Origin of the sequence: Robertmurraya dakarensis (assembly GCF_900156875.1) — a bacterium.
In the GTDB taxonomy this organism is placed as follows: Bacteria; Bacillota; Bacilli; order Bacillales; family Cytobacillaceae; genus Robertmurraya; species Robertmurraya dakarensis.
Genome location: NZ_LT707409.1, coordinates 287,873 through 309,116 on the forward strand (window position 1 = coordinate 287,873; position 21,244 = coordinate 309,116).

The 21,244-nt window shown below is 41.5% G+C and carries 22 protein-coding genes and 1 pseudogene; 16 read left to right on the forward strand and 7 right to left on the reverse strand.

All coding sequences use genetic code 11. From position 1 onward, the window contains the following. The first annotated feature begins 17 nt into the window (after positions 1–17). The gene (locus tag CZ487_RS10620; RefSeq protein ID WP_084783211.1) at positions 18–1,553 is read left to right on the forward strand and encodes a class I adenylate-forming enzyme family protein; all 1,536 of its coding nucleotides are present in this window, start codon (positions 18–20) and stop codon (positions 1,551–1,553) included. Between the two features lie 209 nt (positions 1,554–1,762). After that, positions 1,763–2,353: a transporter gene (locus CZ487_RS10625; protein ID WP_237562853.1), complete on the forward strand. Its 591-nt coding sequence runs from the start codon at positions 1,763–1,765 to the stop codon at positions 2,351–2,353. Between the two features lie 72 nt (positions 2,354–2,425). Here the strand turns inward: CZ487_RS10625 and CZ487_RS10630 are convergent, their stop codons facing one another. Both CZ487_RS10630 and CZ487_RS10635 read right to left on the reverse strand, forming a co-directional pair. Then, on the reverse strand, positions 2,426–2,791 hold the full coding sequence (locus CZ487_RS10630) for a putative zinc-binding protein (protein ID WP_077215271.1): 366 nt from the start codon (positions 2,789–2,791) through the stop codon (positions 2,426–2,428). 23 nt (positions 2,792–2,814) lie between these two features. Then, positions 2,815–3,957 carry an acyl-CoA dehydrogenase family protein gene (locus CZ487_RS10635; protein ID WP_077212154.1) on the reverse strand — a complete coding sequence of 381 codons (1,143 nt, stop codon included), beginning with the start codon at positions 3,955–3,957 and terminating at the stop codon, positions 2,815–2,817. 183 nt (positions 3,958–4,140) lie between these two features. Here CZ487_RS10635 and CZ487_RS10640 point away from each other — a divergent pair, with 183 nt between their 5' ends. Further along, positions 4,141–4,848: a vWA domain-containing protein gene (locus CZ487_RS10640; protein WP_419865714.1), complete on the forward strand. Its 708-nt coding sequence runs from the start codon at positions 4,141–4,143 to the stop codon at positions 4,846–4,848. A 52-nt stretch (positions 4,849–4,900) separates the two neighbouring features. Beyond that, entirely contained in the window at positions 4,901–5,584 is a 684-nt protein-coding gene (locus CZ487_RS10645; protein WP_077212156.1) for a peptidylprolyl isomerase, read from the forward strand. Between the two features lie 17 nt (positions 5,585–5,601). On the opposite strand, the gene CZ487_RS10650 is transcribed toward CZ487_RS10645, so the two are convergent. After that, complete coding sequence (locus tag CZ487_RS10650; protein ID WP_077212157.1) at positions 5,602–5,913, reverse strand: hypothetical protein; 312 nt, start codon at positions 5,911–5,913, stop codon at positions 5,602–5,604. Between the two features lie 227 nt (positions 5,914–6,140). Between CZ487_RS10650 and CZ487_RS10655 the strand changes: the two genes are divergently transcribed. The 3 genes from CZ487_RS10655 to CZ487_RS27700 all read left to right on the forward strand — a co-directional run bounded on the left by CZ487_RS10655 (position 6,141) and on the right by CZ487_RS27700 (position 9,674). Next, positions 6,141–7,262 (forward strand): NADH-dependent flavin oxidoreductase, encoded by a 1,122-nt coding sequence (locus tag CZ487_RS10655; RefSeq protein ID WP_077212158.1) that lies wholly within the window; start codon positions 6,141–6,143, stop codon positions 7,260–7,262. Between the two features lie 96 nt (positions 7,263–7,358). Continuing rightward, positions 7,359–7,490, forward strand: a complete 132-nt coding sequence (locus CZ487_RS27695) for a hypothetical protein (protein ID WP_272914199.1) — start codon at positions 7,359–7,361, stop codon at positions 7,488–7,490. 2,052 nt (positions 7,491–9,542) lie between these two features. Continuing rightward, positions 9,543–9,674, forward strand: coding sequence for a hypothetical protein (locus tag CZ487_RS27700; RefSeq protein ID WP_272914200.1), 132 nt, complete (start codon positions 9,543–9,545; stop codon positions 9,672–9,674). 233 nt (positions 9,675–9,907) lie between these two features. Here the strand turns inward: CZ487_RS27700 and CZ487_RS10660 are convergent, their stop codons facing one another. Next, positions 9,908–11,008, reverse strand: a complete 1,101-nt coding sequence (locus CZ487_RS10660) for a GGDEF domain-containing protein (protein ID WP_077212159.1) — start codon at positions 11,006–11,008, stop codon at positions 9,908–9,910. A 191-nt stretch (positions 11,009–11,199) separates the two neighbouring features. On the opposite strand from CZ487_RS10660, the gene CZ487_RS10665 reads away from it, so the two are divergent. The 8 genes and pseudogenes from CZ487_RS10665 (at position 11,200) to CZ487_RS10695 (ending at position 17,759) form a co-directional block, all read left to right on the forward strand. Beyond that, on the forward strand, positions 11,200–11,526 hold the full coding sequence (locus CZ487_RS10665) for a hypothetical protein (RefSeq protein ID WP_077212160.1): 327 nt from the start codon (positions 11,200–11,202) through the stop codon (positions 11,524–11,526). 276 nt (positions 11,527–11,802) lie between these two features. Further along, positions 11,803–13,449, forward strand: coding sequence for a catalase (locus CZ487_RS10670; RefSeq protein ID WP_077212161.1), 1,647 nt, complete (start codon positions 11,803–11,805; stop codon positions 13,447–13,449). 225 nt (positions 13,450–13,674) lie between these two features. Beyond that, on the forward strand, positions 13,675–15,246 hold the full coding sequence (locus tag CZ487_RS10675; RefSeq protein WP_077212162.1) for a spore germination protein: 1,572 nt from the start codon (positions 13,675–13,677) through the stop codon (positions 15,244–15,246). Between the two features lie 36 nt (positions 15,247–15,282). After that, positions 15,283–16,377, forward strand: a complete 1,095-nt coding sequence (locus CZ487_RS10680) for a GerAB/ArcD/ProY family transporter (RefSeq protein WP_237562855.1) — start codon at positions 15,283–15,285, stop codon at positions 16,375–16,377. Further along, positions 16,374–17,045: a Ger(x)C family spore germination protein gene (locus CZ487_RS10685; RefSeq protein ID WP_077212163.1), complete on the forward strand. Its 672-nt coding sequence runs from the start codon at positions 16,374–16,376 to the stop codon at positions 17,043–17,045. Before CZ487_RS10680 ends, CZ487_RS10685 begins: the two co-directional genes overlap by 4 nt. A 15-nt stretch (positions 17,046–17,060) precedes the next feature. After that, positions 17,061–17,237, forward strand: coding sequence for a Ger(x)C family spore germination C-terminal domain-containing protein (locus CZ487_RS27705; protein ID WP_154676024.1), 177 nt, complete (start codon positions 17,061–17,063; stop codon positions 17,235–17,237). Between the two features lie 10 nt (positions 17,238–17,247). Beyond that, positions 17,248–17,541, forward strand: a pseudogene (locus CZ487_RS27710) (Ger(x)C family spore germination C-terminal domain-containing protein); the annotation flags it as partial. After that, on the forward strand, positions 17,538–17,759 hold the full coding sequence (locus CZ487_RS10695) for a hypothetical protein (RefSeq protein ID WP_077212165.1): 222 nt from the start codon (positions 17,538–17,540) through the stop codon (positions 17,757–17,759). The pseudogene CZ487_RS27710 and the gene CZ487_RS10695, both read left to right, overlap by 4 nt. Positions 17,760–17,804: 45 nt before the next feature. On the opposite strand, the gene CZ487_RS10700 is transcribed toward CZ487_RS10695, so the two are convergent. From CZ487_RS10700 to CZ487_RS10710, 3 genes are read right to left on the reverse strand one after another with little or no spacing between them, the layout of a single operon-like run. Beyond that, positions 17,805–19,037 (reverse strand): AAA family ATPase, encoded by a 1,233-nt coding sequence (locus CZ487_RS10700; RefSeq protein ID WP_077212166.1) that lies wholly within the window; start codon positions 19,035–19,037, stop codon positions 17,805–17,807. Between the two features lie 5 nt (positions 19,038–19,042). Continuing rightward, positions 19,043–19,912, reverse strand: coding sequence for a tetratricopeptide repeat protein (locus CZ487_RS10705; RefSeq protein WP_077212167.1), 870 nt, complete (start codon positions 19,910–19,912; stop codon positions 19,043–19,045). A 29-nt stretch (positions 19,913–19,941) separates the two neighbouring features. Then, positions 19,942–20,388 (reverse strand): hypothetical protein, encoded by a 447-nt coding sequence (locus CZ487_RS10710; protein ID WP_077212168.1) that lies wholly within the window; start codon positions 20,386–20,388, stop codon positions 19,942–19,944. A gap of 421 nt (positions 20,389–20,809) precedes the next feature. Here CZ487_RS10710 and CZ487_RS10715 point away from each other — a divergent pair, with 421 nt between their 5' ends. Beyond that, positions 20,810–21,019: a hypothetical protein gene (locus tag CZ487_RS10715; protein WP_077212169.1), complete on the forward strand. Its 210-nt coding sequence runs from the start codon at positions 20,810–20,812 to the stop codon at positions 21,017–21,019. Positions 21,020–21,244: the final 225 nt, after the last annotated feature.

The following is a 21,244-nucleotide window of genomic DNA, read 5'->3' on the forward strand; positions in this document are numbered from 1 at the left end:
GTGTATAGGAGGGAACCATGGAAAAAATAAAGATAGATTTTATGAATGTAGGTTTTATGTTAAAGAGGAATGCGCGGCACTATCCCGACAAGCTTGCCATTATTGTAGGGGATACAAGATTGACCTATAAAGATTTTAATGATCGAGTAAATCAAACTGCAGATGTCCTTACAAAGTTTGGGGTTAATAAAGGCGACAGGGTTGCAATGCTTCTATCAAACTCAATTGAAATGCTTGAGCTTTTTTGGGCTACAGCAAAAATAGGAGCAGTTATAGTTCCATTAAATCCTATGGTAAAAGGGAAAGACAATTCCTTTATCATTAATAATTGTCAACCTAAATTACTAATAGCTGGAGAGAGCTATTGGGATGAAGTCATTGCTATTAAGGATGATTTGGTATCAATTTCAACCTTTATGTACGTTGGGAATAAGGCTATGGCTGGTACAATTAATTATAGAATTGAGAGAGAGCAAGCAGCAAAAACAGAACCTGATGTTGAGGTCTTTGAAGATGACGATTACAACATCATGTATTCTTCAGGGACAACAGGTCTACCAAAGGGGATAGTGCATACTCATAGAACAAGAATTATGTACGCTTTTCTTCGATGTGTTGAGCATAGCGTGTCATATGATAGTAAAGTTCTTGGAGCGGGAAGTTTAGTGTTTAATGGATCTCTTGCTTTTATGTTTCCTGCAATTTGCGCAGGGGCTACATATGTATTAATGACAAAATTTAATAGTGAAAAAGCATTAAAATTGCTGGAAAAAGAAGGTATTACACATACCACGCTTGTACCTACTCAAATCATCTCTATACTAGATTCACCAAATTTTGCGGAGGAAAAACTATCAAACTTAAAAGTATTATTAACACTAGGTGCACCACTCCCACTCAGTCGTAAAAAAGAAGTTTGTGAAAAACTTCCTGGCCGTTTATTTGAATTATATGGACTGACAGAAGGATTTTCAACATCACTTCGACCAGAGTATGTACTAAAAAAAGCTGGATCTGTAGGCCCTCCTATGGTCTTTAGTGAAAATAAAATTGTGGATGAAAATGGGGAAGTTTTGCCTGTAGGGGCAGTTGGCGAAATAGTGGGTCGTGGGCCTACAGTAATGGCTGGATATTATAATAATGATGAAACAACCAAAAACACAATAGTGGACAAAAATTGGGTTAAAACAGGTGATCTTGGATATTGTGATGAAGAAGGATTCTTATATATTATTGATCGTAAGAAAGATATGATTATCTCAGGAGGAGTGAATATTTATCCTCGAGATATAGAAGAAGTGATAAGTAGTCATCCAGATGTTTCAGAATGTGCTGTATTTGGTGTCCCACATGAAAAATGGGGTGAGACTCCAATTTCACATGTAATTATTAAGGATGGAGCCACAATTACAGAAAAGGAACTATTAGCTTGGGTTAACGAACGGGTGTCCGCGCGCTATCATAAAATAAATAGCTTAAAAATTGTGAAAGACTTTCCGAGAAGTGCATCCGGAAAAATTCTCAAGCGAAACATGAAGAAAGTTTATATTTGAATCATGGATTTTTGGATAATTAATGCTCAGTGGTACATATTCACTGAGCATTGTTTATTTAATTGTTGCTAGAATTTTCTAAATTAGAGTCTCTTATTTTACCAACACATTTATAGCTGATGTTCTTAGACTAGTTTGTCAAGGTGTTTTGAAATTTGGTAATATATTATTATTAGTTAAATAATTGTGTGTAGAATGGGGGGGATTCGTTGAAGATATTTCAGCGTGTGTACGAAGGATTGATGCTGATCCTCGTATTATTCACGATTATTTCCCTCTGGAATGACGATCCGTATTATTCCACTATTAATCTCGTAGTATGGTTCGTGTTTGTTATTGATTTCTTTGTACGTCTTTTTCATTCCGAAAATAAATGGGAGTTTCTTAAAAAGAACCCTTTATTAGTGATTGCCATTATTCCGTTTGATCAATTTTTCCAGGTAGCTCGCATCGTTCGAGTCATTTATTTATTTCGGATTAAGACGATCACCAAATACTACATCCAGCCTTTCATCGAGAAATTAAGCTATCAATCAAAGGTACTCATCTTTCTAACTTTATTCGGATTGCTTTCATTAGAAGCTGCTTTAATTTACTTCCTGGAAGAAAGCGCAGGCTCATTATGGCAATCCTTTTATTATGTGTTCGGTCATATGATGTTCTTTGGACATGAACTATTTGTTATTGAACATACTGTAACAATTTGGTTATTATCATTCACGTCGATTATTGGGATTGCTTTGCATGGTCTTGCTATTCAGTGGATTTTCACGAGTGTAGAAACCTTTTTCAAAAAATAAGTAAATTGTAGAGCATTACTAAAAAGCAGGAGCCTCGTGTATCGAGGCTGCCTGTTCAAGTCTTTTAAACAATTAGGATTGATGGCCCGTTAATTCTAGTATTTTATTGTAGGAATTTGTATAATGTTCCGGCTTAGGATCTTCTCCTTGTATCTTTGGTACATCAAAGTCAGAGAGAACAAAATGATGTTCGGGTGTCACATCATGCCGGGCTAAGCAGCTTTTCGTACAGGCAAGAACACAGCCATCGATGGCAATAATCGGGCGGCCAGATTTGGCCGTTCTTACAAGAGGCTTTACATCTCCGCCGACACCAGCAATACAGGACATTTCAGCAATTTTTTCGCGATCCATTTTGATGGCAATCATATTGGCTGTTTGTGCAGCCGACGAACATCCAGAACATGAATAAACGAGCGGTAAATCATTCTTCCTCAACATCTACACCTCCATAACTATGACTATATTTCTAACATCAATTTACTTAAGTTCGATCGCATGACATCGTTATTACCAAAATGAATCGTTAATGAACGTGCGTCTCGATAGAGTTTTTCAAGTGGGAGATCTCTTGAATAGCCATACATTCCATGTAATTGAATAGCACTGTCGATGATTTTTAACGCCTTTTCAGTAGTATTAATTTTTGCCTGGAAGATAGTTGGGATTGGACCTGGTTTGCTATTTTCTTTATCGTAAGCAGCCTGATATAGTAGACTTCTAGCAGCTTGAGCTTCAATCATCATATCAGCAAACCGAAGTTGAACAGCACCAATTTCACCTAATTTTTGTCCAAGAATCGTTCTTTCACGGAGATGTGTTTTGGTCATATCTGCCGCTGTTTGTGCTAACCCAAGCGCAATGGCTCCTGCACCAAGACCAGCTAATCCGCCGACTGCACCCATTACTTGTAATCCTCCGCCAATTGGACCAAGCAGTGAGTCTGCTGGGACCCGGCATTCATTAAATAGTAATTCACCTGTGGGAAGTTCTTGCATGCCTAACTTTTCCTCAAGCTTGCCAAAAGTAAATCCAGGAGTATCTTTTTCTATTAAAAACATACTTAAACCGGTCTTTCCTGGTTCTAGTTCAGTTTTAGCCATCACGAGGTATAAGTCTGCAAACCCAGCACCGCTAATAAAGGTCTTCGTTCCGTTAAGTATGTAGGAGCCATTCTCCTTGCGGGCTGTTGTTTGAATGGCAAATGGGCTGCTTCCTCCGCTTGCTTCAGTCCCGGCTAAAGCGCAAATTAAGTTTCCCTTTGCTAACTGTGGTAAGTATTCACTTTTTTGAAGACTGTTTCCAAATGCTAGAATAGCAAAAGAGGATGCAAGATGAGTGTTATAAAGGAATGCAGCAGGCGGACATTCTTTTGCAATTTCCTCCATTGTAATTAGAAAACTATAAGTATCCACATTGGTTCCTTTGAAAGACTCCGGCAGCATTAGTCCCATTAAACCTTGTTTGGAAAGTAATTCGAAAACTTCTTTCAACTCTTCCGCTTCTTGTTCCAATCTTTGAGAGATAGACGCCACTTTCTCTTTAGAAAAATCCCTTACCATTTTCTGGAGCTTATAGTGTTCTTCGGTAAATAAGATATTCATTTTTTAACTCCTTTCAAACGTAATTACTATCTAAATATTTAGTACAATCTTATTGGAAATCGGAATATTTTTCCGTGAAATTTGTCACGAAATAGACAAATCTTTGATATTTTTGAAAAAGATCATGTAACCTAAGAGGGAGACTTAGGTAAATGGTTTTCTCTACCTAAAACAACAGCAAGTATGTTAATATATTCCATATTAAAAGGTGAGGTGAGCAAATTGAGTAGTATTAGTTTATTAAAGAAGAATGTTGGTGTTATTTTAGAAAAGAAGAATTTGAACAATGTGGTGGCGAGAGTGGGGCTAGTGCTCGATATTTCAGGTTCAATGAGAAAGCTCTATAAAAATGGAACTGTCCAAAAAGTAGTGGAGAGAATTCTTGCTGTTGCCAGTAGATTTGATGATGATGGACAATTGGATGTCTGGGTGTATGATAATGAATTCTCGCGCCTAAAACCAGTGTCAGAGATCGATTTTGAAAACTATGTGGAAGAGTATATTTTAAACAATGATTTAATTCATAAGTTCGGGCGTAATGATGAGCCGCCTGTGATGGAGGATGTGATTGCCAAATATACTGTTGAAGATCCTAGCAATCACCCGACGTTTATTGTTTTCATCAATGATGGCGGCTGCAAGAAAACAATTAAAAAACCGGTCGTCCAATCGTCCGATAAACCAATATTTTGGCAGTTTGTAGGGATCGGCGATGCTAACTTTGAAACATTGCAGAAGTTAGATGAAATGGAAGGGCGCTTTATCGATAACGCGAACTTCTTTCACATTCAAGATGTTGAAAAAATCAGCGACGAAGAACTTTACAACCAGCTATTAAATGAATTTCCAAGCTGGTTAAAGGAAGCAAAGGAAAAGGGAGTATTGTCTTAAGTTTCACTTAGAAGATTTCGCAGCTATAATGAATGTGAGATGGGAGGTTTAGATGTTGAAATTACATAAACGAAGCATTTTTTATCTTTTGATGATCACCTTGTTGGCTGTATTTTTAACAGGCTGTGGCGGTACGCAGGAGAAAAATGCTGAAGATACAACGGAGAATAAACCTAGTGAAAACAATGAAAATACTGCGTATCCCAGTGATGTGGAGGAACGTCCTGTTGTGACGATGACGATGGAAGGTGGTCAGGAGATTCTAATCGAGTTGTATCCGGAAGCTGCTCCTAATACAGTGGCAAACTTTATTTCGTTAGTTGAGGACGGCTATTATGACGGACTTATTTTCCACCGCGTGATCCCTGATTTCATGATTCAAGGTGGAGACCCGGATGGAAATGGCACGGGCGGTCCTGGATATTCTATTGCAGGTGAGTTCATGTCAAATGGATTTGAAGCAAATACAGTGAAACATGAACGTGGAGTTCTCTCTATGGCGCGAACAGGCGAACCAAATTCAGCTGGATCGCAGTTTTTCATCATGGTGAAGGATTCACCTCATTTGGATGGTGATTATGCAGGATTCGGAAAGGTTATTGAAGGAATGGAAGTCGTTGACAGCATTGTTGCCGTTGAAAGAGATGGGATGGACAAGCCCCTAGAGGATCAAAAGATAGAATCCATCACGGTAGACACGAAAGGGTATGACTATCCCGAGCCAGAAGTTCAATAAAATGAATGAAATCCACCCTATCGAGATGGGGTGGATTCTTCGTTATGCATTCTCTGTTCATAGGATACCCCTTCGATGTCTAAATTAAATAGATTGAACTTTTCAGCTTCAATGAGTTCCTCGCCATACTGAATGATGTCCTTTCTACGGGCTTGAAACATTCTTTTTCCATGCATTTTCCCGCCAAACCAGCCTTTTTTTACACCTCTGAGGATAAATGTATAATGATTTTGCTCTTCCTGATTATAGATGCCTAGCATTTTTTTCACGATGTTCGCTGCCTCGGGGATCGTCACATAGCCAGGATCCAAGTGATAACGTCTCGGCATAGAATCCCTCCATCTATTAATTTCCTTACTATTTTTTATGCTGATGATAGAGAAATATGACTAAAAACGATCAATTAATCTTGTAGGATGCTAAAACAGAGTGTAAGTTTACCACAAGCGGATTTCGTTGATTGGTGATGAATTTTATTGTTGAAATTGAAGAAAATACGTAGGTGTGTTTGATTGTTGGGAGAAGTGGAAAACAAGTTATAGATGGAGGTTTTTATATGAATTCAAAATACGCACCATTGTTTGAACCGTATGATTTTCGAAGTGGTGTTCAGGTGAAAAATCGTGTGGTGATGGCACCGATGACGAATTTTTCATCTAATCAGGATGGAACAGTGTCCGATGCAGAGGTGCAATATTATGCAAGACGATCTGGCGGAGTGGGGATGGTTATAACAGCATGTACATATGTCACGCCTAACGGCAAAGGGTTTCATGGCGAATTTGCAGGAGATCGTGATGAAATGATTCCTAGCCTCAAAAAACTGGCAGATGCGATAAAAGAACAGGGTGCTATAGCAATTCTGCAGATTTTTCATGGCGGCAGACAGGTTCCGCCTGAATTGGTCAATGGAGATGTCGTGAGTGCAAGTGCTGTGCCATCAGAAGGAGATGGAAAGCCGGTGCCGCGGGAATTAAGTCATGAAGAAGTGGAATCCATTATACGTGATTTTGGCGAAACAACTCGGAGAGCCATTGAAGCCGGATATGATGGTGTTGAAATTCATGGTGCAAACGGCTATCTGATCCAGCAATTCTTCTCCCCTCATTCTAACCGGCGTGAAGACGAGTGGGGTGGAAGCTTCGATAAGCGCTTTGCCTTTCCTTTTGCAGTAGTGGATGAAGTGAAAAAAGTGGTGGCGGAACATGCGAAGTCTTCATTTATGGTGGGCTATCGGTTTTCACCGGAAGAGGCAGAGACGCCAGGAATTACGATGGCGGATACACTAGAGTTAATTGATAAACTGGCTGATAAAGACCTTGATTATCTCCATGTGTCTCTGCAGGATTTCTGGTCGGTCGCGAGAAGGGGAGTGGACGATTCACGCCCGCGCATTGCTTTAATTCAAGAAAAAGTCGGTGATCGTGTGCCGGTAATCGGTGTTGGGTCCATTCATACTGCAGATGATGCCTTGAAGGCCATCGAAACAGGAGTGCAATTGATTGCATTAGGACGCGAAATCATCATCGACCCTGATTGGGTTCAAAAAGTGAAAGAAGGAAAAGAATCAGAAATCGTCACCAAAATCGATAAAAGTAAGCAAAAAGAGCTCGTAGTTCCAGATCCGCTTTGGAACGCGATCATTCATACACCTGGATGGTTCCCGGGGATAGATTAATGGGACGGATATGGCGATGAAGGCCGGAATTCGATAGGAGATACTGGAAAAAAGTCATCATTAAGGGGATGAAGACTGTAGCAGGAGTAGTAGCTGATGGAAGTGGTCATCATCAAGGAGATGAAGACCGCAACTCCGGTGGAAGCGCTGAAAAAAGGTCATCATCAAGGGGATGAAGACCAATCCATTGGAAGAAGCGCAGGCAAACGGTCATCACCAAGCGGATGAAGACCAATCCATGGGAAGGAGCTTGGGGAAACGGTCATCATCAAGGGGATGAAGACCAATCCATTGGAAGAAGCGCAGGCAAACGGTCATCACCAAGCGGATGAAGACCAATCCATGGGAAGGAGCTTGGGGAAACGGTCATCATCAAGGGGATGAAGACCAATCCATTGGAAGAAGCGCAGGCAAACGGTCATCACCAAGCGGATGAAGACCAATCCATGGGAAGGAGCTTGGGGAAACGGTCATCATCAAGGGGATGAAGACCAATCCATTGGAAGAAGCGCAGGCAAACGGTCATCACCAAGCGGATGAAGACCAATCCATGGGAAGGAGCTTGGGGAAACGGTCATCATCAAGGGGATGAAGACCAATCCATTGGAAGAAGCGCAGGCAAACGGTCATCACCAAGCGGATGAAGACCAATCCATGGGAAGGAGCTTGGGGAAACGGTCATCATCAAGGGGATGAAGACCAATCCATTGGAAGAAGCGCAGGCAAACGGTCATCACCAAGCGGATGAAGACCAATCCATGGGAAGGAGCTTGGGGAAACGGTCATCATCAAGGGGATGAAGACCAATCCATTGGAAGAAGCGCAGGCAAACGGTCATCACCAAGCGGATGAAGACCAATCCATGGGAAGGAGCTTGGGGAAACGGTCATCATCAAGGGGATGAAGACCAATCCATTGGAAGAAGCGCAGGCAAACGGTCATCACCAAGCGGATGAAGACCAATCCATGGGAAGGAGCTTGGGGAAACGGTCATCATCAAGGGGATGAAGACCAATCCATTGGAAGAAGCGCAGGCAAACGGTCATCACCAAGCGGATGAAGACCAATCCATGGGAAGGAGCTTGGGGAAACGGTCATCATCAAGGGGATGAAGACCAATCCATTGGAAGAAGCGCAGGCAAACGGTCATCACCAAGCGGATGAAGACCAATCCATGGGAAGGAGCTTGGGGAAACGGTCATCATCAAGGGGATGAAGACCAATCCATTGGAAGAAGCGCAGGCAAACGGTCATCACCAAGCGGATGAAGACCAATCCATGGGAAGGAGCTTGGGGAAACGGTCATCATCAAGGGGATGAAGACCAATCCATTGGAAGAAGCGCAGGCAAACGGTCATCACCAAGCGGATGAAGACCAATCCATGGGAAGGAGCTTGGGGAAACGGTCATCATCAAGGGGATGAAGACCAATCCATTGGAAGAAGCGCAGGCAAACGGTCATCACCAAGCGGATGAAGACCAATCCATGGGAAGGAGCTTGGGGAAACGGTCATCATCAAGGGGATGAAGACCAATCCATTGGAAGAAGCGCAGGCAAACGGTCATCACCAAGCGGATGAAGACCAATCCATGGGAAGGAGCTTGGGGAAACGGTCATCATCAAGGGGATGAAGACCAATCCATTGGAAGAAGCGCAGGCAAACGGTCATCACCAAGCGGATGAAGACCAATCCATGGGAAGGAGCTTGGGGAAACGGTCATCATCAAGGGGATGAAGACCAATCCATTGGAAGAAGCGCAGGCAAACGGTCATCACCAAGCGGATGAAGACCAATCCATGGGAAGGAGCTTGGGGAAACGGTCATCATCAAGGGGATGAAGACCAATCCATTGGAAGAAGCGCAGGCAAACGGTCATCACCAAGCGGATGAAGACCAATCCATGGGAAGGAGCTTGGGGAAACGGTCATCATCAAGGGGATGAAGACCAATCCATTGGAAGAAGCGCAGGCAAACGGTCATCACCAAGCGGATGAAGACCAATCCATGGGAAGGAGCTTGGGGAAACGGTCATCATCAAGGGGATGAAGACCAATCCATTGGAAGAAGCGCAGGCAAACGGTCATCACCAAGCGGATGAAGACCAATCCATGGGAAGGAGCTTGGGGAAACGGTCATCATCAAGGGGATGAAGACCAATCCATTGGAAGAAGCGCAAGCAAACGGTCATCACCAAGCGGATGAAGACCAATCCATAGAAAGGAGCTTGGGGAAACGGTCATCATTAAGGGGATGAAGACCGTAGCAGGAGTAGTATCTGATGGAAGTGGTCATCATCAAGGCAATGAAGACCGCAACTCCGGTGGAAGCGCTGAAAAAAGGTCATCATCAAGCGGATGAAGACCAATCCATAGAAAGGAGCTTGGGGAAACGGTCATCATCAAGGAGATGAAGACCAATCCATGGGAAGGAGCGCAGGCAAACGGTCATCATCAAGCGGATGAAGCCCAATCCATAGAAAGGAGCTTGGGAAAACGGTCATCATCAAGGGGATGAAGACCAATCCATGGGAAGGAGCTTGGGGAAACGGTCATCATCAAGGAAATGAGGACCGAATCTTGGCTGGAAGCACTGTAAAAAGGTCTTCATCACTCCTAAAAATCAGAAAAAAGCGAATGAGCAGCCTCATTCGCTTTTTTCATTGTTGGGAGAATAGATAGTGATTTGATTGCGGCCGTTTCTTTTAGATTGATAAAGTGATTGATCTGCTTGCCCAATTACTTTTTTTAGACTAGTGTCGCCAATCATTTCGGAAACGCCAATGGAAATGGTTAGTTTAATGGGGGTCATACCTTCCGTATTAAAGGTCATGGCTTGAACTTTTTCACGCATGGCCTCCACTAATTCTACTAGTTCATACTCCGCGTTTACCGCAATATAAAGGATAAACTCTTCTCCGCCGTATCTTCCGATCATACACTTGATATTTTTATGCTTGGAAGTTTCCGTTGTAATGACAGTTGAAACATTTTTTAAGATACAATCACCGCTTAAATGTCCGTATGTATCGTTAATCACTTTAAAGTGATCAATGTCGATCATGACAATATACGATTTAGTGTAAGAATGCTTAATCGTTTCAACTTTCTCTTTGAAGTAACGAATATTATATAAGCCAGTTAAGGGATCTCGTTCGGCGAGATACTCTAGTTTTTTCTTCAAGTCAATTTCTCTTTCCGTATTTCTAATAAACACATACAACATGAAAGCAGTCAAATTAAATGAAGAAAACCGGATCAGTGCAATTTTTTCAAAAATAGCCCAGCCATCAGGTAAAATAAATATGATCGGTATATCAGATAGCAGCCAGGCTGTACTGATTATGATGAAAAAGCTGGAGTATCCATTTGAAAATCTCATATTTCTAAAAAGAAGAGCTGTGCAAACGGGTAAAATCATTCCGAAAATTACACCGGGTACGGCACCTTCACCCCCGATGCCAAGTCTCCATAAGCTGGTAATAAGCAGGGCTGATAGTCCATTCTTCCACCCCCACTTAAATGCAAAAATGGCTAGCGGAATCAGCCGCAAATCAAACTGATAGCCCCCAAAAGTAATCGGTAAATAAAAGATGAGGATAACCGTAATGGAAACAACGGAAATCATCGCATATGAAAACAAAAAACGAGTGAACTTTTCTTTATTTATGACAATGGCATCAAGGCATAAGTGCATAAATAGTATTAAAGCAATATTTGAGAGGATGGATTGAATCATCTCTTGCATGCGGGGTACCTCCAATAAGATACACATAGGTTGGACTAGCAATCAATTATTTAATAGAAATCATAGATTTTCAAAAATGTTGGTTCAATTCACTATTTTACTACACTAGCACCGTAACATTTCATATTGAATGTGTACTATTTTTAAAACTTGTATATGGTAAAATAATGTAAATAGAAAGAGGTGAAAAGATGGAGTGGGAGACACTTCCGAGTTGGTTTTGGGCTATGTATTATCTGTTTTTGCTTGTAACATTAGGGCTTGCGATCGTGAATACTATAAAAAAGAAATTCTATCGTTTGTCGGTTATGGCAATCATGCTATGTATTATGGTTCCAGTTGTGAGTATGATGAATAGTGTTGACAGAGCGAAGGGGATGAATGAAATGGACCACTTGGCTGCGCAGCTGCAGCAAGGTTCAATCTGGTCTATATTTGCAGCGGCTGGTTTTACATACCTTTGTGGATATTGGGTTTATTTTATCATGAAGAGAAAAGTGAAAGCTAAAGTATACTAATAGATGAAAGCAATGCTGATATAACAGCGTTGCTTTTTCATGTTTTTACTAAAATAAACGCGCAAAATGCATGTATTAATTGGAAATGAGAATCCTAATTTACAGTGCTGTGAACTCTAGAAAGTGGATGGGGGAATTAACAGAAAGGAAGGTTAAACAATGGCTGGCTTATGATAGATGACCGGCATGCCGGGCATCAATGTGCCTCCAATTCTGTATATTAATTCCAAGAAAGGGAACAAGATAAAGGTAATAATTTTATAGGAGGTTTTTATCTTGGCAGAAAATAATGATAAAAATGCGTCAAACAGTCAAGACGTAGAACGTGAAACGTTGACAACGCGCCAGGGCCATCCTGTGTCGGATAACCAAAATATCCGCACGATAGGAAATCGCGGTCCAGCCACTCTTGAGAACTATCATTTTATTGAAAAAATTTCCCACTTTGATCGTGAAGAGGTGCCTGAACGTGTCGTTCATGCTCGAGGGTCCGGAGCTTTTGGTTATTTTGAAACGTATGGAAAAGTCGGGGATGAACCGGTCGAGAAGTATACGCGTGCAAAAGTATTTTCGGGCGCAGGGAAGAAAACGCCATTAATGGTTCGTTTTTCTACTGTGGCAGGGGCAAAGGATTCCCCGGAAACGGCTCGAGATCCGCGCGGCTTTGCGGTTAAAATGTATACGGAGGATGGTAACTGGGACCTGGTTGGGAACAACTTGAAGATTTTCTTTATTCGTGATGCGATGAAGTTCCCTGATATGATACACGCATTTAAGCCTGATCCGGCGTCAAATGTTCCGCATCCACAGAGAATGTTTGATTTTGTATCCCGTACACCTGAGGCTACCCATATGATTACATTCCTATTCTCTCCATGGGGAATTCCGGCTACATACCGTCATATGCAGGGTTCTGGTGTTAATACTTATAAGTGGGTCAATGCCAAAGGTGAGGCTGTGCTGGTGAAGTATCATTGGGAGCCAAAGCAGGGGATCCGCAATTTAACGCAGGAAGAGGCAGATTCCATTCAGGCAAAGAATGTAGGTCATGCAACTCAAGATTTGTATGAGGCAATTGAACGCGGAGATTATCCGGAATGGGAGCTTTTTGTGCAAATCATGGAGGATGATTATCATCCAGAACTTGATTTTGATCCGCTTGATGATACAAAGCTTTGGCCAGAAGACAAATTTCCGTGGCTGCCGGTGGGACGTATGGTGTTGGATCGTAACCCAGTCGATTTCCATGCGGAGATTGAACAAGCTGCGTTTGGGACGGGAGTTCTTGTCGATGGAATGGACTTTTCAGATGATAAAATGCTGCAAGGTCGTACGTTTTCTTACTCTGATACACAGCGCTACCGCGTAGGAGGTAATTACCTGCAGCTGCCTGTGAATAGACCAAAAACACCTGTCCGCACCAATCAGCGCCGCGGTCAAATGGATGTTCGTGACCCGAACGAAGCGGGCGAACCGCATATCAACTATGAGCCATCTATGCTCGGCGGCTTGAAGGAAGCGGACACTGAAGGGCGAGCACCGCATCAGCCGACGTACAATGGAGCTGCCATGAGTGCACCGATTGATCGTCCGAATAACTACGGACAAGCAGGGCACACGTATCGGAGTTTTGAGGATTGGGAGCGCGACGAATTAATCAAAAACCTTTCCGAAGCGCTTGCAGTATGCGATAAAAAAATTCAGGATGCGATGATCGAGCACTTCACCCAGGCTGATGAAGACTATGGCCGTCGAGTGAAGGAAGGCATCGCAATGAAGACGAAGGAACTTGAAGGCATGAACAAGGAAAATAAAGTTCCAGGCCGTGAAGCAGGAAAAACCAAATACGGTCAAGGATCAATAGCAGCGAACGAAGCAGCTAAAGACGCTGTTAAGAAAGGCCACGAAGCGGATCCATATTAATGTTGATTTAAGAATAGTAGAGGTTGTCAGATGAGTTGGTAAGAAACTAACTTTCGGGCAGCCTTTTTATTTTGTGCCTGACTTGTATGAATTTTTTGGGCAATTTTCAACAAACCTAAAGCCGGGGATTATAAGGAAATCCCAAAAAAACATTGCTTTAGAATATTTTGACAGGAAATAAGGGACTTTATAAACATAATAGGAAATAAAAGGGAGGACATCGGGATGATTCAGATCAGAAGGAGTCCTTTAAAGAAAACTGCAAAAAAGAAACCAGAGGATAAACAGACTTCTTCAGAGGATATTCCTTTATCCAAACAATTGAACGAGAGTCTTGATTTTTTCAAATCACTATACAAGGACAGTTCTGATGTTATGTTCCGATCGTTCCTTATTGGGGATCGTGACGCTTCGATTATTTATATCGAGGGCTTAAGTGATGTAGAAAAGCTAGATGAATTCGTACTCAATAAACTGATGAATAAAAATGAGATTGATATGACCAACTTGGTGTCCTCCTTAAAGAATTCTTTGCCCATTTCGAATTTGAGAAACATTACTACGTACAAGCAATGTATAGAGGATATTGCAAATGGCAACCCGGTCCTGCTGATTGATGGATATGAAGCGGCTTATTCATTAGGCTTGGTGAAATTTGAAAAGCGTGCGATAGAAGAGCCTGCTGCGGAGTCAGGCATTCGCGGACCGAGAGAGGGTTTTACCGAATCATTAGGTGTCAATACAGCATTGGTGCGGAGGATTATAAAGGACCCGGCTCTTAAAATGAAACCGCTTCATGTTGGTACCTATACGAAAACGAAAGTAGTGGTCTCGTATATTGAAGGTCTGGTCGACTCAACATTACTTGAGGAAATTGAAAACCGCATAAATCGGATTGAGATTGATGGGATTCTAGAAAGTGGTTACATTGAAGAATTTATCGAAGATCATCCCTATTCGCCTTTTCCACAGGTGTTATATTCGGAACGTCCGGATGTGGTCAGTGCGAATCTGTTGGAGGGAAGAACCATCATCATGATTGATGGTACGCCTTTTGCATTGATTGCTCCTGTTAGTTTCTTTAGTTTATTTCAATCACAAGAAGATTATTATGAAAGGTTTTGGATCGGAACCTTTATACGAATGCTGCGCTTTCTGTTTTTGGCGGTGTCTCTCTTTTTACCATCAATTTATGTGGCCATTACCACGTTTCATCAGGAAATGATCCCAACCGATCTTTTGCTCAGTATTGCTTCTTCGAGAGAAGGCGTGCCGTTTCCAGCGATTGTGGAGGCGATTATGATGGAGTTTGCTTTTGAGGCTCTGCGCGAGGCGGGGGTGAGGCTGCCGAAACAAATTGGGTCGGCTGTTAGTATTGTCGGTGCCCTTGTGATTGGACAAGCAGCGGTGGAAGCAGGGATCGTATCGGCCCCAATGGTCATTGTGGTCAGCATAACTGGGATTGCTTCGTTCTTAATTCCGCGTTACTCCATTGGTCTTGCGATTCGATTGCTCCGGTTCCCAATTATTATATTAGCAGGATTTTTAGGGTTAATCGGAGTGATGTTGGCGTTTATCATTCTCCTTATTCATTTAGCGAATCTAAAATCATTTGGGCTGCCGTACTTAAGTCCAATTTCTACTACTCAAAAAAATGCTCTAAGAGATACAATCATCCGTTCTCCATTATGGAAGATGGATGTGCGGCCGCAATTGACAGGAAATGTGGATCTTACTAGGCAGGGAAGTCATTTGAAACCGAATGTTGACCAAGGGCCTGGTGAGGGTGGATCGTAATTTTTCTGCGTAATGTGGTATGGAGGTGATATTAAAGTGCTGGAAAAAGGCAGAATATCCACGCTTCAAATGGAGTTTATCATAGTCCCAGCGGTTCTTGCTACATCTATTCTATCTATACCTGCTATCACAGGGAGACTCGCCCGGCACGATATGTGGATGACTCCAATCATAGGATCCATAACCGGTTTTTTAATCGTATTCATTATATGGAAACTGCATCAATTCTATCCGAAAATGACGCCGGTTCAATATATGGAGGAAATTATTGGTAAGATTGCTGGAAGAGCATTTGGCTTTTCCTTAATTCTTGTATTCTTGCACCGAACAGGCATTTCAGTCCGAGATTATTCGGATTTCTTAACTTCAAACGTGATGTTACATACACCCGAGCTTGTCTTTACCATCTCGATGATCTTTGTATGTGCATTGGCGGCTCGCGGCGGGATTGAAGTCATCGCTAGAACTGCAGTAATTTGCACTGCCTTATTTATGGGTACCGCTATTGTTTTGCTTTTACTTATTAAAGATATTGACATCACTTATATGCTGCCTATTTTTGAAAATGGAGTACTTCCTGTATTAAAAGGGGGATTTATAAACCATTCGTGGTTTACTGATTTTTTTTTCTTGGGCTTTATTTTCCCTTTTCTAAATAACCAGGAAAAGGGGTTAAAGGCAGGGATGCGCTCCTCCTTTGTTGTCATGTTCATCTTTGTTTATTTGAATTTTTTTGTACTAACATTAATAGGTATTTCTTGCATCAATCAATTTTATCCTGTATATGCCATTGTTCGTGCCATTAGCGTATTTGAATTCTTTGAAAATTTTGAAGTGCTCGTTACCGCTTCGTGGGTACTAGGGAATTTTGTAAAGTTTTCCTTTTTTCTCTATGTAATCAGCTTAAGTTTGGGGCAGTTATTCAGGTTGTCTGATTTCAGAATTCTCGTTTTTCCTATGGGATTACTGTTGATGTTTTTTGGTTATTGGGATTTACCAAATCTTGTTGCATCCAGAAAGTATTTAGCCCAAATCCATCCGTTTGTAATGACATTCTTTCAATTCTTGCTTCCTCTTTTCCTTTTAATGATTGCGATATTCCGCAAAAAATGGAGGGAAAAGCGCAGATGAGGAAGATTCTTTTAGTCATTATTCTTTGCACTCCACTCCTCTCAAGCTGCTGGGATCGAACGGAGATGCAGGATTTATCCATCATAACAGCGGCTGCTATTGATGTAATTAAAGATGAAAAAATAAGAATATCCGTCCAGATTTTTATTCCTCGTTCCATCGCTAGCGGTACGACTGGAGAAGATCCTAGTCTAGGTTATACGTTTGTAAGGGAGGGAGAGGGAGATAGTCTGGGCGAAGCCATTGGTATGTTACAAATGAATGTACCTAGAGAACTATTTTGGGGGCAATGTAAAATTTATATTTTTGGCCGAAAGATGGCTGAAAGTGGCATTCGTGAGGGAATTGATTATCTTGCCCGACATCCCGGACCAAGAGGGGGCTCATACTTGTATGTAAGTGAAGGGGACGGAAAGGAGCTCTTGATGTTAGTACCACCGTTAGAAAGATTTTCTGGTGAGGCTTTAAGAAAGTTAACAAAAGACGAGATAGGCATGATTACGAATGTGAGAGATGTGGATATGGACTTGATGGAAGAAGGTGAAAGTACATCTATGCCATTAATAAAGGTGTTGAAATCGAAGGAGAACGCGAGAAAATCTCATGAGACAATACCAGTTATAAATGGAACGGCAATATTTAAGAAAGATAAGATGGTGGATTCCTAAACTATCCAGGAAACATTGGGGCTAATTTGGTTAAAGAAAAGTGTAAAAAACAGTACATTCTCCGTTAAGCCAGAGGGGGAAGATGGGAAAATCACGATGACACCAACATTGGGGAGTGTGAAAATGCGGCCTGAAATTGAGAATGGCCAATGGATCATGAACTTGAAAGTCGTCGTGGAGGGTTCAAAATGAGACACATTTAAATTTAATGGATGAAGATGTGATTAAAAAAATAGAAGAGGATTATCAGGAAGTGATTAAAGATAGATTAACAAAAACGATAGACAAACTACAGCTGCAATCTAAGACAGATATTATTGGATTTGGCAGGCGTTTTCATCAGAGGTATCCTCAAGAATGGAAAAAGGTGCAATCTAACTGGGATGAAAAGTATTCAGAGGTAAAAGTGAACATTGATGTGGAGGCGACGATCAGAAGACCAGGGTTTATTGGTCCGCCCGCAGCTCTTCCACAGGATGAGGTGAAGGAATCATGAACTGGACGATGATGATTTTAGTTCAAATTTCCGTATGGGCGATTGTCTTTTTTGATTGGAAGAAATTGAAACAGAGCACTAAAAAGGAAAAAATCGTGATTGCTTCTATTCTAGGAATATCGATTGTGCTTTCCTTATTTAATTTGGAACATATACCAGGGCTTGTCACGGTATTTGAGACCATTTTTAAACCTTTAGGGAAAATGTTGGAAGTTTGACCAATATGTAACTAAAAAAGCTGCCAATAGAGGCAGCTTTTACAATTATATACGCCGGCTGTGTTTGCGGAGGTATTTCTCCACGTCATTATAGAGACCGCCTTGGTTTGCGTATTTAACATAGTTCTTCGCCGTCCGCAACCATTCCAATGTGGAGGGCTGTTGGCTCTGCAGTGCTAGAAGTAAATCCTCATTGTTGAGCGGCCGTTCAACTCCTGTGCTCAAAATTTCTTCTATTAAATTCTCTGAGGCAAGTTCGACGACATTTTCAATATCAGCACCTGAGAAAAACTCTGTCTGTGCCGCAAGTGTTGCGGTATTAATTTCTTCCGCAAATCTTCCATGTAACTTCAGTTTGAAAATTTCTTCCCGTGCATTTTCGTCTGGCGGAGCAACAAAAATTAAACGATCAAATCGTCCCGGCCTTTTCAGGGCATGATCGACATCCCATGGCGTATTGGTAGCAGCCATAACCAGTACTTCGTCCGTACTTGTATCGATTCCTTCCATCTCCGATAAAAAAGTGTCAATAACTCCCCGTGTGTTTGAAGACGATTTGGAACGGCTAAAACCAATCGTATCGACTTCATCAAAAAAGAGGATGCTGGGTTTTTGAAAACGCGCTTTATCAAAAATCTCCTTTAAATTCCGTTCACTTACGCCAATATATGGATCTAGTATATCGGTGATTCGTACAGGGTAGAAGCGGGCGTTACATTCACCTGCCGTGGCTCTTGCGATAAAGGTCTTCCCGCACCCCGGAGGGCCGTAAAGAAGGACACCGCCGCCCACTTTTTTTCGGAACTTGGCAAACAGCCCTTTGTTGAAAAAGGGACTGATAATGCGGAGGTGAATAGTCTTTTTAAGGTCATCCAGACCTGCGACATCGGAAAAGGTCACTTCGCGAATCTCTTCTTGTTCAAACTTGTTGCCGCCATTGCCTCTAATGACTTTGAGCATGGGTTTGATTTTAGTTTGAAGTTCATTCACGAGGGGAGTCGTTGGTCCTTTAGGGATGTTAACTTCCGCATCATCCTTAGCCGCTTCAGCAGTTTCCACACTTTTCTCTTGTTGAACTTGCACACTTACTTTCGTCAATTCCTTAATCATGTCCATTTTTAAATCATCGTCCGGGCAAGTGGCAATTGCGGTAGAGAGTGACTGAATTGCTTCCATATAGCGGCCGTTATCAGCCAATTCTTTTCCAAGCCAATAGCGGGCCTGATGATCATTTGGATCTTTTTCCACCATTTGTTGCAGCCAATTTATTTTGTCCATAGGTTTCACCTCCTAATTTTCCTAATCAACCTTACAATCGGCAACGAAATCCATGTATAAATTACGAATAGCATATAAACTAACAACCAGATGGCAGCCAGCGTCGGGAATCCAACTGCCTGGAGCAGAAACATGACCCCAAGCCCAATTACCCAAAAAACAAGAGGACCGCCAAACTTCATAATGAGTCTATTAGGTGCTGACAGGGGATGGTTCTGTATGTCCATTTCTTCTAAAATAGCTAAAAGCTTTTTGTCTTCCGGGTTTAGTAGAAAGGCTTGGCGAAAGTGTTCTTTCGCCTCTGCGACTCTATCCTGAAGGGAGGCCAGTACTCCCAGTTGTATCAGTTTCGCTAGTTCACTATCAGATGAATTCATGTATTGCTCCAATGCCGTCATTTGTTGTTTGCCTTTACTAGTTAACCCTTCTAGGCGCAAATAATAGCGAAGAACATGGGCATCTTCCGGGTCCAACTCTAATGCCTTATATATCAGTGCTTTTGCTTTTTTTCGCTGCCCAGCTTTTGCCATTAAAAAAGCATAGCTTGCATGCGTTCTTACATCAGTTGGGTTTAAGCGAAGGGTTTCTAGAAACGCTTCCTCTGCCTTTTGAAATCTTTCTGTTTCGAGATATAAATGGCCTAGGATAGGGAAAACTACTGCTCGGTTCATTCCTAATCTCATCGATTCAATCAGCTGCTCTTCTGCAACATCATAGTCATTTAATTGATAATGGCTGAAGCCTAACATATACCAAAGACGACCATTTTCGATTTGCTCATTCATGGCTTCTTTTATTAATTTGATGGTGTGTTCGTAACGCTGTATTTGAAAATAGTACTCGATGGTTTCCATGGACAGGCTTTTTTCTTCCATCCCTTATGTACACCTACCATTCATAGAATTCACGCCATCATTTGGATAAGGATGACTTCAATAACAACGGAAATGAGAACCCAGAGGAGCCCTTGTTTATAGAGAACTTCTGTGTTGCCGCCAACTGCAAGGTGCTCTTTAAACGGTTTTTTGAGCATAAAATAATAGAAAATAAAACAAAGTACGCCGAAGGCTTTTACAATATTGTCGACATTAGAGTCAGCGATGTTCAACATCCCAGTGCTTATTGCGTAAACGACGAATGTCTTGCAAATGAACAGGATGACACTAATAGCGACTAGCAGCTGAATGAGTTTTTTCTCAAGACGAAGCCACTGCGCATTGCGGATTCCCAGCACCGTTACGCCAATAATGCCGCCAAAAAAAGCAACTAAAAATAGACCGCTAATATTATAGCTTTTGGTTTTCGTAACGGCATGATCTTGCAAACTCGGTGAATATAAATCCCCTTGCATCTTCTAACCCCCTTATTCGATGATGGCAGCAGGAAAATTATGTATCTTCACATTCATTCATTATATTATAAAAAGGGTAAATAATAACGGATGATGAGAGGGTTTCAAGGAAAATGGGAATGAATTCCTAATAAAGGTATAGTAAAAATGTGATTGAGGACCCTTGAAAATAGGGAGATATAGGAAAAAGTTGATTGACTAGATTATGTCCTGTAATAATAAGAGATTTCTTTTAGAATAGCAGCAACTGTAGAATTTCTCGTTATAGACGAAGTCTACCATAATATAGTACGATGGAAGTCTGACTAACGGAGAGTTGTTATGATAAAGAAATGTCTTCTTTGGGAAGAATAATGACTAGGGACAGGTTTATGAGATGCCATAAAGCCTCCGTTCGAGTAAAAATATGGGGTGTAAAAGAATGAATAAACGATGGACAATTGATAAAATCAAAGAATTTGTTGAGAAGAATTCAAATAGTAAGCTGTTAACGACAGAATATCACGGTTTTTCTCAAAAATTGCAATTTGAATGTGCGTGCGGAAGCACTTTTGAAAAAACATTTACGAAATTTAAAAATAATAATCAACGCAAATGTGATGTTTGCCAGCCGCCGAAAGCTTCACGGTAAAGTTGACGATATACTAATTGATTAAACGAGCGGCATACAGGTGCAGACTAGTAAATTGCAATGTAAATAGGGTGAGAAAGTGTTGATTTTTTCACCTTATTTTGCACGAGGTAAATGTGTTTGAAAAATAAAGGGACAAATTCCTTTTAAATTGGGAAATACCCATATTTCCTAAACATTAAAGGGAGTTTTTCCCGTTATATGATCGGAATCCTTGGATTTTGC

Excerpts from the sequence above, each read along its gene's own strand:
- CZ487_RS10675 (WP_077212162.1), top strand. The coding sequence starts at position 13,675 with ATGATTCAGATCAGAAGGAGTCCTTTAAAGAAAACTGCAAAAAAGAAA.
- CZ487_RS10620 (WP_084783211.1), top strand. The coding sequence starts at position 18 with ATGGAAAAAATAAAGATAGATTTTATGAATGTAGGTTTTATGTTAAAG.
- CZ487_RS10660 (WP_077212159.1), bottom strand. The coding sequence starts at position 11,008 with ATGCAAGAGATGATTCAATCCATCCTCTCAAATATTGCTTTAATACTA.
- CZ487_RS10665 (WP_077212160.1), top strand. The coding sequence starts at position 11,200 with ATGGAGTGGGAGACACTTCCGAGTTGGTTTTGGGCTATGTATTATCTG.
- CZ487_RS10645 (WP_077212156.1), top strand. The coding sequence starts at position 4,901 with ATGTTGAAATTACATAAACGAAGCATTTTTTATCTTTTGATGATCACC.
- CZ487_RS10710 (WP_077212168.1), bottom strand. The coding sequence starts at position 20,388 with ATGCAAGGGGATTTATATTCACCGAGTTTGCAAGATCATGCCGTTACG.
- CZ487_RS10700 (WP_077212166.1), bottom strand. The coding sequence starts at position 19,037 with ATGGACAAAATAAATTGGCTGCAACAAATGGTGGAAAAAGATCCAAAT.
- CZ487_RS10715 (WP_077212169.1), top strand. The coding sequence starts at position 20,810 with ATGAATAAACGATGGACAATTGATAAAATCAAAGAATTTGTTGAGAAG.
- CZ487_RS27700 (WP_272914200.1), top strand. The coding sequence starts at position 9,543 with ATGGAAGTGGTCATCATCAAGGCAATGAAGACCGCAACTCCGGTGGAA.
- CZ487_RS10635 (WP_077212154.1), bottom strand. The coding sequence starts at position 3,957 with ATGAATATCTTATTTACCGAAGAACACTATAAGCTCCAGAAAATGGTA.
- CZ487_RS10640 (WP_419865714.1), top strand. The coding sequence starts at position 4,141 with ATGTTAATATATTCCATATTAAAAGGTGAGGTGAGCAAATTGAGTAGT.
- CZ487_RS27695 (WP_272914199.1), top strand. The coding sequence starts at position 7,359 with ATGGAAGTGGTCATCATCAAGGAGATGAAGACCGCAACTCCGGTGGAA.
- CZ487_RS10685 (WP_077212163.1), top strand. The coding sequence starts at position 16,374 with ATGAGGAAGATTCTTTTAGTCATTATTCTTTGCACTCCACTCCTCTCA.
- CZ487_RS10655 (WP_077212158.1), top strand. The coding sequence starts at position 6,141 with ATGAATTCAAAATACGCACCATTGTTTGAACCGTATGATTTTCGAAGT.
- CZ487_RS10695 (WP_077212165.1), top strand. The coding sequence starts at position 17,538 with ATGAACTGGACGATGATGATTTTAGTTCAAATTTCCGTATGGGCGATT.
- CZ487_RS10705 (WP_077212167.1), bottom strand. The coding sequence starts at position 19,912 with ATGGAAGAAAAAAGCCTGTCCATGGAAACCATCGAGTACTATTTTCAA.
- CZ487_RS10650 (WP_077212157.1), bottom strand. The coding sequence starts at position 5,913 with ATGCCGAGACGTTATCACTTGGATCCTGGCTATGTGACGATCCCCGAG.